This window comes from Phocaeicola faecium, from assembly GCF_014837055.1.
Taxonomy (GTDB): domain Bacteria; phylum Bacteroidota; class Bacteroidia; order Bacteroidales; family Bacteroidaceae; genus Phocaeicola; species Phocaeicola gallinarum.
Map to the genome: position 1 here is coordinate 64,739 of NZ_JACSPQ010000009.1, position 12,276 is coordinate 77,014.

Consider the following 12,276-nt stretch of genomic DNA (forward strand, 5'->3'; position numbering starts at 1 on the left):
TAGTTACTCCCTAAGGGGGGGGGAGCGAAACACCCCCTAAACCGACTTTAAAAGTCAAAAGACAGTTGCAGCTGCCCCGTGCCTTTTACCGTTTTCATCTGAGGCATATTCTGAATACGGGTAATCAAAGAAGTATCTCCAGCACCGCCTACAGACAACAGCGGCAACCATACGCCACAGACAGAAACAAGCTCAACCTTATAACTCCGCCAATGCTCCAATGTCAGCGCATCCATCCAAGCGACCTCACCCGGTATTGAGTTCATCAGGAGATTGACCGTTGCCATCTTCACACAATTCAAATCAATGTCCGAACCATAACAGAAAGGTCTGTTTGAAACATCAGACTTCGTGCTTGCCTTGACTGCCGACAAAAGCATCCTGCCGGAACCGCAACAAGGGTCATAAACAGACTGACCACGCCGCAATGTCTCACAACCAGACGCAACCGCCATAAGGTCAGAGATATGTATAGGAGTGAAAAACTGCCCGTGATGCCCGTGACTGATATGCTCCATAAACACATCCCCCAACACATCATTGAAACCCTCCGAATGATTGGCAACAGAGTGCAGCATCTGTATAAAAATCTCCATTTCATTTTCTTTATAAGAAATTGAAAGCCTGTTGTAATCTTCCCGATAGGTACCACCGGACAACATGAAAAGAGACACATCCAAAAAATCACGGAACACATTTTCACGCCCGTGCGTATAAGACAGCCGGTCGTATAACTCTAAAAAATCTTTCGGTGTCATAGCTTATTCACTTTTAACGGTCACACGAACATCATCATACAGCATATCAAACGCATCTGCGATATTGTAAGGATATTGGCAAGCAGATTCTATCACAAGCTCCTTCAACCAAAAATCAAAACTGAACCAATCAATCCCGTCAACATTCACACAAACATAATCAGGCAGACCGCTCCGGCAGACCACCGCATGAACACCCATTCTAAAAGATGTATTCAACGGAGTGCTGCATCTCGTTACCTTCTCTACCATTCTATCAATCCATTTCATACGCAAAGAATTAAAAAATTAAACTTGATTTATGCTTCAGCCAGATTTAAAGACCTTTTTCTGAAATCTTCCGTTCCGGTCTTTTCCTCTCAGCCGACTTTTTTTTGAAGCGATTTATGCCCCATCCGAGTTTATGAGCCTTTTTCTACGGCAAGAACAAGCGGATGGAAAAGGGGAAATGCGAAAAATCCTGATAGGAAAAAATGTTGGGAAGCTAAGCCTTCATCGTTATTTTTTCCTCAGCAAAGGCAAACCGGGATTTTTCATTTTCACCTCACATCAGAAATTTGCCGATTGAAAAAGGCTTCCACGGATTGGGGATAGACTTCCCCAAAACAGGAGAGCAGGAGAAAAATGGAAAAGAGCGGAACAGAATGGAGTAAGAAACAGTTAGCAATGAACATACATGGAAAGCCGACAGACTTCTTTCACTTCAAATAGATAATGACCTAACAGAAACAGAATTAAGACTGTAAACAAGGATCAGGACATAAGACATGGAAGAAATTACTATCTTTGCATCCCAACAAAAAATGAAATGCAATGACCAAAGCAGAATTGACACAAGAAATTTCAAACAAGACCGGCATAGACAAACGAACCGTCTTGACCATCATTGAAAGCCTGATGACGGAACTAAAAGAATCATTGGCACAAGGAGAAGATGTATATCTCCGTGGATTCGGCAGCTTTATCATCAAACGCCGTGCGACAAAAACAGCCCGCAATATCTCAAAGAACACAACCATCCTTGTGCCGGCACATAATATTCCTGCATTCAAGCCATCAAAAGAGTTTATAAAGAGCATAAGCGAGTTAGATACCATCAAAAACTGATTCAAGATGAAAGATCAGCTACGATTGTTAAGAGACTGTATCAATGGCGACATCCCTGCTGTCGTATTCCAAGGGGATGACCGTTGTGCACCTGAGATATTGGAAGCTGCCAAGGAAATATACCGGAAAAACGGATGTTCTGAAGAATTCCTGTACGACTGGCAACTGTTGATAGACGAAGTGAAGGCATATCAGAGCGAAAGCCCCGATACCGTAAAACTACCCAAACTCTCACAGACTGAAATTGAACTAGCAAGGGAAGATATGCAAAGAAAGGGCTTCAAAGCATGAAACTGATTCTTTATTCCGCAGATTTGAGCAGTGAACTGGAACTACTGTTCGCAGACCAAGGCATCCGTGCCGGATTTCCATCCCCGGCCCAGGATTACATGTCGGACAGTATCGACCTGAACCAAGAACTAATACGGCATCCGGCTACCACCTTCTATGCACGTGCGGTAGGTGATTCAATGAAAGGCTGCGGGATTGATGACGGAGACCTGTTGGTCATTGACAAAGCCATCGACCCGCAGGAAGGGGATATAGTGGTCGCCTATATTGACGGTGAATTTACCTTGAAGAAAGTAAAACTGGAACCGGACGGAAGCTGCCTTTGGCTTATTCCTGCCAATGACGAATATCCGCCTATAAAAGTCACGGATGAAAACGATTTCATCATCTGGGGCGTGCTTACCTATAACATCAAACGGCAGCTACATAGATAAATATGATAGGGCTTATTGACTGCAACAACTTCTACTGCTCATGCGAAAGGGTATTCAACCCCAATCTCCGTAATTCACCTGTCGTTGTTTTAAGCAACAATGACGGATGCGTCATCGCCCGAAGCAACGAAGCCAAAGCTTTAGGCATTGCAATGGGGACACCATTTTATCAAATAAGAAACCTGTTGGAAACAAATAAGGTGGCGGTATTCAGCAGCAACTACACCCTGTACGGAGATATGAGCCGCCGCGTCATGATGCTGCTCTCCGATTTTTCCCCAGAACTCACCCAATATTCCATCGATGAAGCCTTCATTGACCTCAACGGGTTCGGAAACGGAGAAGCATTGCATACTTACGGAAAAAAGATTGTAGCAACTATTGGAAGAGGAACGGGCATACCCGTCACTATGGGAATAGCCCAAACAAAAACATTGGCGAAGGTGGCCAGCAAATACGGAAAGAAATATAAAGGGTATGAAGGGGTATGTCTGATTGATTCGGAAGAAAAACGCATCAAGGCTTTACAAGGATTCGATATTGCCGATGTATGGGGAATCGGAAGGAAACACGCAGAGAAACTGAATTATCACGGCATCCGGACGGCATGGGACTTTACGCAGAAGAACGAAAGTTGGGTACGGAAGATGCTGACCGTAACCGGTGTCAGGACATGGAAAGAACTGCAAGGAATAAGCTGCATAGATATCGAGGAACTGCCGCAAAAGAAGAGCATCTGCACCAGTCGCAGTTTTGCAGACCAAGGACTTTCCGAACTCACCCAAGTAGAAGAAGCAGTAGCGAATTTTGCCGCATCCTGCTCACGCAAATTGAAAGAACAGAAAAGTTGTTGCTCTTCAATGACCGTATTCGCTTACACCAGCCGATTCCGTATGGACTTACCGTCACATGCCATCAACAGAACCGTTACGTTTCCAGTTCCTACCAACGACCAACAGGAGTTGGCAGCATCCGCAGTTAGAGCACTCCGGTCAGAATGGCGAAAAGGGAACACATACCTATACAAAAAAGCAGGGGTCATTGTTTGGGACATCTGCCCGGATTCTGCCATACAGACCAACCTGTTTGACACCATTGACCGGGAGAAACAGGCACGTTTGGCCGCTGCCATAGATGCCATCAACCGGAAGAACGGTTACAACACGGTCAAGGTTGCCGTGCAAGGAAACGGTAAAAGCTGGCACCTGAAGTGCGAGCATATTACCCGGCAATATACAACTAACCTGAAAGAGATTATACAAGTGAAATGAACAAGCTGAATCACTATAAATTTAAATTAATGGTCGTTCTCTATTCACATATAAAAATAGTTTTAAAATGTACCACAATCAGTTGTTACTGAAGTTATATTCCCTTGCTCATTTTTTTGAACACCAAGAGCATCTTCTAATTCTTTAATACTTTTTTCTTGCTCTTTAATTTTTGTTTTCTGTTTCCTTTCACATACTAAACTTATCATTGCAACTAAAATAGATAAAATTGAACTACTTGTTGAATATCCAAGTATAATCAATATTATGGAAACAACCAATAAAATTATCAACACCTTCTGAATCATAAAAATATTTTTTACTTAAGATAATATATAGAAATACTATCAAATTATCAAGCAAATTCCAACACATTCAATAGCTTAATGCCAAGTTTCTGCTCCAATTCGGCAATACTCTTAAACGAAAAATTCACTTTCCCAGATAGAATTTTACTGATATACTGTGGAGAAACACCCAAACGCTCTGCCAAACCATTTCTATTCAATCCATTGGATTCCATATAGTCCACTAAAGACAAAGCGATAGAGCGTGACCATTCCAGCCAAACTTTGTTTTCTTTTCTCCATTTCGCATTTTCTTCAAAATAGGATGGAGAAATACTTTCATGCTTTTTTAAAAAATCAATAGCCTTATTCATAATTCAGTCCTCACTATTTAAATCCATAAAACTATCTTTGTCAAAAACACCATTCGCTTTAAGAAAATCCTTACATTTATTTAATTTATCCAATTCCACAGAAGTATGTTCCTTATCCTGCATTAAATGCGTCAGCTTAATTGCTCCACCTGTAACCACATAAACATTGGTTTCAAGACGGATAGCATATATTCTCAACCAACTAGCATGTTTATCCCTATTCCAATTGCGGGCTTTTCTTCTAGTCAGTTCCACACATTTTGCATCTGTAATATCTAGTGGCACAAACAAGCCATCCAAGTTTTCTGTATATGGAAATTCTAAAATCAACTCTTCTAATTCATCTGCATCCTCAAACGTATCTTGAATCGCTTCTGATATTTTCTCTATATGAAAATTATTCCGCAAATCCTCTATGTTATCTTTAAAGAAGTCCAATAGATAATCCGCATTGTTCCAGTTCTCAAACAATGAAGTTAATTCATCATACTCTTTATCAGGCTCTTTGACAGCCCATAAATGTTCATATCCTTCTATTACTCTTACAAACTTCATAAGTTACACATCAATTTGATTACAAAAATACAAAAAAGAACCAATATAAACCTATAGGTTTAGTTATTTAACAATCAACAACATTGCCTGAAATATTTTCCATCCATCCGTCCATAATCTACATCCATGAAAAAAACAGCACAATTATTATCTAGACTATCTACAATAATGGTAATAACAATACTATGACTAAACTAAAGATTCAGCAGTTTCTAAAATAATGTAGCTTTTGAAACGTATTAACACCAACATGTACCTCCATAATCACGAAAAACATGTTTCTGTTTTATTAAAATAAAAAAGAAACATTCGATATTGTGAAACTGATTGGAAAACATTTGGAGAATCCGTTTCTATTGATTAAGTTTGCGACTTGATAATAAAACAGAAACACCGACATGGAGAACCAAGGAGAAATCATATTATACCAACCTGACGAAGCCATCAAGCTTGAAGTCCGTCTGGAAAATGATACGGTTTGGCTAACTCAGGCACAGATTGCTGAACTTTTCGGCACAGGAAGACAAGCAATTACAAAGCATCTGAAGAATATCTTTAGCAGTGCTGAATTAGATGAAGATTCAGTATGTTCCATTTTGGAACTAACTGCATCTGATGGCAAGGTTTACAAAACCAAAGTCTATAACCTTGATGCTATCTTGTCAGTCGGATACCGTGTCAATAGTAAAAACGCCACTTTGTTTAGGCGTTGGGCAAATGGCGTTCTCAAAGAATATTTGTTAAAGGGATATTCAGTAAACCGCCGCCTGACCGAGTTAGAGAAAACAGTTGCATTGCATTCTGAAAAGATAGACTTTTTTGTACGCACTTCCCTACCTCCGGTGGAAGGCATATTCTACAACGGACAGATATTTGATGCTTATAAGTTCGCTACAGATTTGATAAAAACCGCCAAGAGGGAGCTTCTTCTAATAGACAACTACGTGGATGAAGCCGTACTGCTTATGTTAAGCAAACGCAATGCAGGTGTGTCAGCGGTCATCTACACGCAACGAATCACGCCACAGCTTCAGCTTGACCTTGACCGGCACAATGACCAATATCCGCCGATTGACATCAGAATCTATCGGGACAGCCACGACCGCTTCCTGATCATTGACGATACGGACATTTATCATATCGGAGCTTCTCTGAAAGATCTGGGAAAGAAAATGTTCGCTTTCTCCAAACTGGAAATACCCGCTACGGCCATTACCAACCTGTTATAAGATAAGGGATTTATGAGAATCGGTTATGCACGTGTATCAACTAAAGAGCAGAATCTCGACATGCAGATTGAAGCCTTGAAAGCCGCAGGATGCGAAAAGATATTTTCGGAAAAGCTGTCCGGACGCATAGGAAGCCGCCCGGAACTGGATGCCTGCTTGTCATTCATCAGGCAGGGGGATACCCTCATTGTCTATAAGCTAGACCGCCTCGGACGCTCTTTACGGAATATACTCATGCTGCTTGACAGATTCAAGGACAAAGGCATTCATTTCGTCTCGCTGCAAGACAACATCAGCACCGAAGGAGCCACTGGGCAACTCATCACCAACGTATTGGGAGCCTTCGCCCAATTTGAACGAGACCTGATTGTGGAAAGGACACAGGAAGGAAGAAGGATAGCCAAAGAAAAGGGGGTGAAATTCGGACGGAAGGCAACCATCAACAAGAATAATGTCGCCAAGCAGAAAAGTTGCATCAAGCTTTACCAGACAGGGACTTCCATCCGGCAAATACAGAAGATACTGCATATCGGGAGTGCAGGAACCGTCTACCGGATATTACGGAGAAACGGCATTGAACTGAAATCAAAACAAGATGAACAAAGAGAAAATAATACCAGTATTAACAAACAATAAATCACAAGAATCATGCAGAACAATGAATACAGCCACATTCCTTTTTCGGAGTGTCAGGTTATGACCGATGATGACGGACAAAACATCTACATCTATCATAACGGGAGTGAGGTCTTATCCGATTACAACCATACCGGATTCTACTTGGAAACGGCAATCGCACTTTTCATGGCCATTAAAGACCAGAACCAATCATGGATGACTTTGGGGAACCTATGGAAACTACGAAACTGCATCCGGGAAAACCTCAATCACAACCTGAAACTCGACAGGCTTATTTACGGAGAATCATTTGACGGAAGCAATGCATCTACCCTTACCCCTCTTACAGAGAACCGCTTCAATGAAATCATAAAAAAGATCCAATCACTGGATGAGTATGCCACCATTTAACATACAGTTACAGCTATGAAAGAAATAAAGCAGATAAACAAGATACGAACACCGCTATGCACGGAAAAGTGTTACTGCATAGCTGATTCAGAGACAAAATATAGCCTCTATATAACAGAGAGCGGAATTGAAATACAACCCTTCAAAGGATATTTCCTGACATTCTACAAGTATGAAGAGTGCTCCGAATTCCTGAAAAGGCCGGAAATCATCAAACAAAGTCAAGGACTCAACATACAACTTCAAATTAAAGAAATACCCATGTAACTGCCACATATATTTTATATATACATTTATATATATTATAATCAGATATACGGTTTAATACTTGTATTTGCATATATTATTTCATATCTTTGCAGAAAAAGAACAGTATATGTGGCAGGAAATGAGCAACCCGGCAGTATTGGCTAAGATAGGCCGCCGCCTGAAAGACATCCGCATCAAGCAGAACATGACGCAGGGAGAACTGGCTGAACGGGCAGGCATGAGCATATTGACCGTAGCCAACATTGAGAAGGGCAAGCCCGTCTCAATGCTGCTGTTCCTTTGCGTCATCCGGGAATTGGGACTGCTGGAGAATCTGGAACTGTTAGTTCCGGAAACGAAGATAAGCCCGATTGAACTGAAACGGATGCAGGGAAAGAAACGCCACAGGGTACGGCATACGAAAGACAACAGCCATGAATGATTTGATTGTAGACATCAAGCTATGGGGGAAAGCGGTAGGATCGCTTTCATGGGACGAAAGCACCGGAACCGCCTTATTCGATTACGAGCGGAGTTTCATCCGAAGCGGACTTGACATCGCGCCAATTATCATGCCCACAGGCAATTACAAAGGAACGCCTTACCAGTTTTTGGAGAATAGGAACAACTGTTTCAAAGGACTTCCAGGACTGGTTGCCGATGCGCTGCCGGATGCATTCGGAAACCAGATCATCAATGAATGGTTTGCCAGCAGAGGGTTAGCAGAAGAAGAAATTACTCCGCTCGACAGGCTGTGCTACACGGGGAAGCGTGCGATGGGCGCACTGGAGTTTGAACCCAGCCAGCACATCGAGGGAATGGAAGAATCCAGCATCCTTCATGTAGAGGAACTGACAGAACTTGCCAAATCCGTATTTACGGACAGGGAAAGATTTCAGGCACAACTGCACCAGCAGGACAGGAAAATACTCGACATCCTGAAAGTCGGAACCTCAGCCGGAGGTGCCAAGCCCAAAGCCATCATCGCCTATAACGACACAACGGGCGTAGTACGTTCGGGACAGGTGAAAGCACCGGAAGGCTTCGCCTATTGGCTGCTCAAATTCGATGGAGGCACATACAGTGAGCATACCCAGATTACGGACAATCCCCAAGGAATAGGCAACATCGAATACGCCTACTACAAAATGGCCACTTCCTGCGGAATCCGCATGACCGAATGCAGGCTGCTTACTGAAAGAGACTCACATCATTTCATGACACGGCGTTTCGACCGGGAAGCGGACGGTGAGAAAATTCATGTACAGACACTTGCCGGACTTGCGCACTACGACCGTGACGCACGGCATTCTTACGAAGAGATGTTCCGCATCATACGCTTGATGGGACTGTCATACAAGGAGCAGGAAGAACTGTACCGAAGAATGGTGTTCAACGTCATGGCACGCAACCATGATGATCACACCAAGAACTTCTCATTCCTGATGAATAAACAAGGAAACTGGAGCCTTGCACCAGCCTACGACCTGTGCTATTCCTATACGCCGGGAGGCAAATGGACGAACCGTCACCAGATGTCGCTGAACGGGAAACAGGAGAATTTCATCATAGAAGACCTGCAAAAAGTAGGGGAAAATATGGGCATACGAAGCCACAAGGCAATTGTTGAAGAAGTCGCCGAATCCGTATCACATTGGATAGAATATGCAAAGGACTGCGGTGTCAGGGCTGATCACGCCGATACTATCGGAAAAAACCTGCTCCTGTTCGGCAAGCGTCTGCATACGGTCAATATGCCGGATATCGCCCACGAACAAGAGCTGTCGTTCATCAATGCTATACAAAAGGATGACTTCAATGCCATTCTGGAACTGAAAATAAAAGGGTATCAGCCATCGGAGAATTTGTTGAAAAGCCTTCAGCCGGATATATCCTCCAATACATTCATCGCCACTGTCAAGATATTCGGGATGGATGAAATACTAAGAACCATTGAGGACATAACATTATCACAAAACCATATTACAAAAAGCTATAAACACAAACAAGGTATAGAAATATGAACAAACTCCAGTAATATCATTTTGTGAAAAATATGTGCTGGAAGATAGTTCACCTTCCCCATTATAGATAGGGAATAACTACTAACATAAGTATGACAAAAATAAATATGAACAGCAATACCCCAACATATCAGTTCTGGCGGTACTGTAGCGATAATGTTACACACCTTTCTGAAAGGAGTTTAATTTAATCGTGGCTATAATTTTTCTTTATTCATCTCAATTTGGATGTTATATTTTAAAAGAAGTCAGCTTATACAATATGAATTAGATAAAAATGCTCGATAAATGTCCTAAAAAACATAGTTAAAATTAATATTTTTATACTTTTGCATCGAAAATAATGATTATATGAAACAAATAATATACGCAGTTATAATATTACATTCCATTTTGATAATTTCAGGATGCAACGGAAATAAAACAGCAGACAAACTGATGCCGGAACTTGAACAAGCAGAAAAGGTCATGTTTGACCATCCGGACAGTTCATTGCATATACTGGAAAGTATGGAGGTTCCTTCGTCACGAACTGATAAGGAGAACCATGCGCTGTGGTGTCTGCTGACCTCACAGGCAAAGGTAAAACAGCTGATGAAAATCTCTTCCGATTCGCTTGTACGGATAGCATACGATTATTACAAGCCTACAAATAATGCCCGTAGAAAGGCAATGTCGGCCCTCTATATGGGAAACATCAATTACAATTTGGGTCATATAGAAGAAGCAATGAAGTATTATTTGGAAGGTAAATCAGAAGTAGAAAAAACGGAAGACTATAAAACAGGATACCTTATAATGTCTTCTTTAGGAAAGTTATATTTATATCGTAACTTAACAGACTATGCACTGGAATCCTGCACAAAGGCATACGATTATGCTGTCAGAGATTCAAACTTACGGTATCAAATGGGTGCATTACAATATTTAGCCAGATGCTATTGTATCTCAAATAAACTTCCCAAAGCGATGGAGTCCTATCAAAGATGTAGTGCAATAGCAGCAGAACTTGGACTTAAAAATACGGATTATTATTATGACATTCAACGTGAAATAGCTTTAGTGTATACGAATAGTCATAAAATAGAAAAATCTTTAAGTATTTTGCAGTCATTTCCAATAGAATATCGTCCATTCTCATTAATAGGCAAGAACTATTTTCGTTTAGGCAAATTAGATTCAGCTTTTTATTATCTAAATAAAGCATTGAATACTGATAATATTTATACAAAGGCATCTATTTATGAATATTTATATAGATTAAGTGAGAAGCCTAAATACAACCAATACCTGAAAACTTATTGTGACTCATTATTGTTTTATAATGACTCTATTATTACTATAGATAAAGGAAAACAAATCATAGCCTATAAAGAAAAGTATAATAATGAAAAATTAATTACAGAAAAACAAAAGTTGGAGTTGGAAAAAGCTAATATCACCTATTGGTGGATGTTTACTGTAGTGATAGTTCTGCTATTGGGTATTTTACTTATTTATATTTATTTGCGTAAGCGAATTACAATACAAAAGAAAGAAGAGGAGTTAACAAGTTTGGCTTTACAACTACATCAAAAAGAACTAGAAGTTGAAAAGAACGAATCATATATTGTAGAACTTCAGTCACAGTTTGCAGAAAACAATAAGAAAAAGGAGCTTTATATTGAGCAGATAGAGGCACTCAAGAATTTGAAAAAAGAAAATGAACGTTTGTCTTTAGAGAAAAATATGCTACATGAAAAGATTGCTTCCTATTCTATATCTTCTCATGAATTGTCGAATGTAAAGACTTTATCTGATAGACTTCTATTATTAGAAAAAAGGGAAAAAGAATTATGTTCTTTATTGTTGACGCAAATACCATTCTTACGAAATCTTCATTTGAAGCCTGTCTACTTGAATGATACGGAACTAAGTGACATATGTCAAGTAACAGATAATATATTTCATAATTTCACACAACGATTATCAAAAGAAATCTCATCCCTCAGTGAGCACGAAATAATTTTATGCTGTTTGATTAAACTTCGTTTTTCCATCACAGAAATATCTGTTTTTTTGAATATAGCTCCAACATCAGTTTCACGAAGTAAACTTCGCATAAAAACAAAGATTTATTCAGAGTTGGGTGAATTTTCAAAAGAAAAAAGCCTTGATATTTGGCTTTGGGAATATTGAGAATTGCATTTGTCTATATTAAAAAATTGATGCATTCTTAAAATATTGATTTATAGATGTTTATAGATTTTATAATCATTACACTTGTCTATCTCGTATCTATATCATTTTTTGATTTATAATCGTATTAGTATCTATTTTTGCGATAGAAAAGTTAAACAAAATAGATATGCAATTATGAAAAAGTGTTTTTTATTATTCTTATTATTTTTATTTAACAATAAGATATTTTCAAATGAAAGGATGCAACCTTGGCAAGGTGAATGGGGAGATAATCAACAAACAATGAATGTATTTGTTGAATTTGTTGATATACCTTTTCATTCTGAATTATTTAATGATTTATTTATAATACATAATGAGAAACCTGACCGACCGATTACTTATGAAATTTTAGATGAGTATGGCGATGTATTGTAAGCATTCGGTAAACCACGTATTTTCGTCTCCAACTTCCATCATTAACTTTACGTCCAAAAAGCCAAGTTAT

The 12,276-nt window shown here is 39.9% G+C and carries 17 protein-coding genes; 12 read left to right on the top strand and 5 right to left on the bottom strand.

Translation table 11 applies throughout. The features are described from left to right. Positions 1-47: 47 nt before the first annotated feature. Together H9626_RS09240 and H9626_RS09245 are read right to left on the bottom strand one after the other, a co-directional pair. Positions 48-758, bottom strand: a complete 711-nt coding sequence (locus H9626_RS09240; RefSeq protein WP_191710318.1) for an N-6 DNA methylase — start codon at positions 756-758, stop codon at positions 48-50. A 3-nt stretch (positions 759-761) separates the two neighbouring features. Then, a complete protein-coding gene (locus H9626_RS09245; RefSeq protein ID WP_191710319.1) occupies positions 762-1,028 on the bottom strand; it encodes a hypothetical protein in 267 nt (88 codons plus the stop codon). A gap of 543 nt (positions 1,029-1,571) precedes the next feature. Here H9626_RS09245 and H9626_RS09250 point away from each other — a divergent pair. Genes H9626_RS09250 through H9626_RS09265 form a run of 4 tightly spaced genes read left to right on the top strand, consistent with a single transcriptional unit; the run spans position 1,572 to position 3,861 of the window. Next, positions 1,572-1,865 carry an HU family DNA-binding protein gene (locus H9626_RS09250; protein ID WP_191710320.1) on the top strand — a complete coding sequence of 98 codons (294 nt, stop codon included), beginning with the start codon at positions 1,572-1,574 and terminating at the stop codon, positions 1,863-1,865. A 6-nt stretch (positions 1,866-1,871) separates the two neighbouring features. Continuing rightward, complete coding sequence (locus H9626_RS09255) at positions 1,872-2,156, top strand: hypothetical protein (protein ID WP_191710321.1); 285 nt, start codon at positions 1,872-1,874, stop codon at positions 2,154-2,156. After that, complete coding sequence (locus H9626_RS09260; RefSeq protein ID WP_191710322.1) at positions 2,153-2,590, top strand: LexA family protein; 438 nt, start codon at positions 2,153-2,155, stop codon at positions 2,588-2,590. Before H9626_RS09255 ends, H9626_RS09260 begins: the two co-directional genes overlap by 4 nt. A 2-nt stretch (positions 2,591-2,592) precedes the next feature. Continuing rightward, positions 2,593-3,861, top strand: coding sequence for a Y-family DNA polymerase (locus tag H9626_RS09265; RefSeq protein ID WP_191710323.1), 1,269 nt, complete (start codon positions 2,593-2,595; stop codon positions 3,859-3,861). Positions 3,862-3,923: 62 nt separating this feature from the next. Here H9626_RS09265 and H9626_RS09270 read toward each other — a convergent pair whose 3' ends face one another. The 3 genes from H9626_RS09270 to H9626_RS09280 are packed head-to-tail and all read right to left on the bottom strand — an operon-like array spanning position 3,924 to position 5,077. After that, a complete protein-coding gene (locus tag H9626_RS09270) occupies positions 3,924-4,169 on the bottom strand; it encodes a hypothetical protein (protein ID WP_191710324.1) in 246 nt (81 codons plus the stop codon). Between the two features lie 47 nt (positions 4,170-4,216). Further along, on the bottom strand, positions 4,217-4,522 hold the full coding sequence (locus H9626_RS09275) for a helix-turn-helix transcriptional regulator (RefSeq protein ID WP_191710325.1): 306 nt from the start codon (positions 4,520-4,522) through the stop codon (positions 4,217-4,219). 3 nt (positions 4,523-4,525) lie between these two features. Continuing rightward, the gene (locus H9626_RS09280) at positions 4,526-5,077 is read right to left on the bottom strand and encodes a hypothetical protein (RefSeq protein WP_191710326.1); all 552 of its coding nucleotides are present in this window, start codon (positions 5,075-5,077) and stop codon (positions 4,526-4,528) included. 398 nt (positions 5,078-5,475) lie between these two features. Here H9626_RS09280 and H9626_RS09285 point away from each other — a divergent pair, with 398 nt between their 5' ends. The 8 genes from H9626_RS09285 (at position 5,476) to H9626_RS09315 (ending at position 12,206) form a co-directional block, all read left to right on the top strand. Continuing rightward, positions 5,476-6,306 (top strand): virulence RhuM family protein, encoded by an 831-nt coding sequence (locus H9626_RS09285; protein WP_191710327.1) that lies wholly within the window; start codon positions 5,476-5,478, stop codon positions 6,304-6,306. A 12-nt stretch (positions 6,307-6,318) separates the two neighbouring features. Beyond that, positions 6,319-6,942, top strand: a complete 624-nt coding sequence (locus H9626_RS09290; protein ID WP_191710328.1) for a recombinase family protein — start codon at positions 6,319-6,321, stop codon at positions 6,940-6,942. Between the two features lie 12 nt (positions 6,943-6,954). Then, positions 6,955-7,335, top strand: coding sequence for an exo-poly-alpha-D-galacturonosidase (locus tag H9626_RS09295; RefSeq protein WP_191710329.1), 381 nt, complete (start codon positions 6,955-6,957; stop codon positions 7,333-7,335). A gap of 15 nt (positions 7,336-7,350) precedes the next feature. Next, positions 7,351-7,602 (top strand): hypothetical protein, encoded by a 252-nt coding sequence (locus H9626_RS14895; RefSeq protein WP_225230946.1) that lies wholly within the window; start codon positions 7,351-7,353, stop codon positions 7,600-7,602. Between the two features lie 109 nt (positions 7,603-7,711). Then, positions 7,712-8,026 carry a helix-turn-helix domain-containing protein gene (locus H9626_RS09300; protein ID WP_191710330.1) on the top strand — a complete coding sequence of 105 codons (315 nt, stop codon included), beginning with the start codon at positions 7,712-7,714 and terminating at the stop codon, positions 8,024-8,026. Further along, a complete protein-coding gene (locus H9626_RS09305; protein ID WP_191710331.1) occupies positions 8,019-9,608 on the top strand; it encodes a type II toxin-antitoxin system HipA family toxin in 1,590 nt (529 codons plus the stop codon). Before H9626_RS09300 ends, H9626_RS09305 begins: the two co-directional genes overlap by 8 nt. A gap of 351 nt (positions 9,609-9,959) precedes the next feature. After that, the gene (locus tag H9626_RS09310) at positions 9,960-11,786 is read left to right on the top strand and encodes a tetratricopeptide repeat protein (protein WP_191710332.1); all 1,827 of its coding nucleotides are present in this window, start codon (positions 9,960-9,962) and stop codon (positions 11,784-11,786) included. 177 nt (positions 11,787-11,963) lie between these two features. Continuing rightward, positions 11,964-12,206: a hypothetical protein gene (locus H9626_RS09315; protein ID WP_191710333.1), complete on the top strand. Its 243-nt coding sequence runs from the start codon at positions 11,964-11,966 to the stop codon at positions 12,204-12,206. Positions 12,207-12,276: the final 70 nt, after the last annotated feature.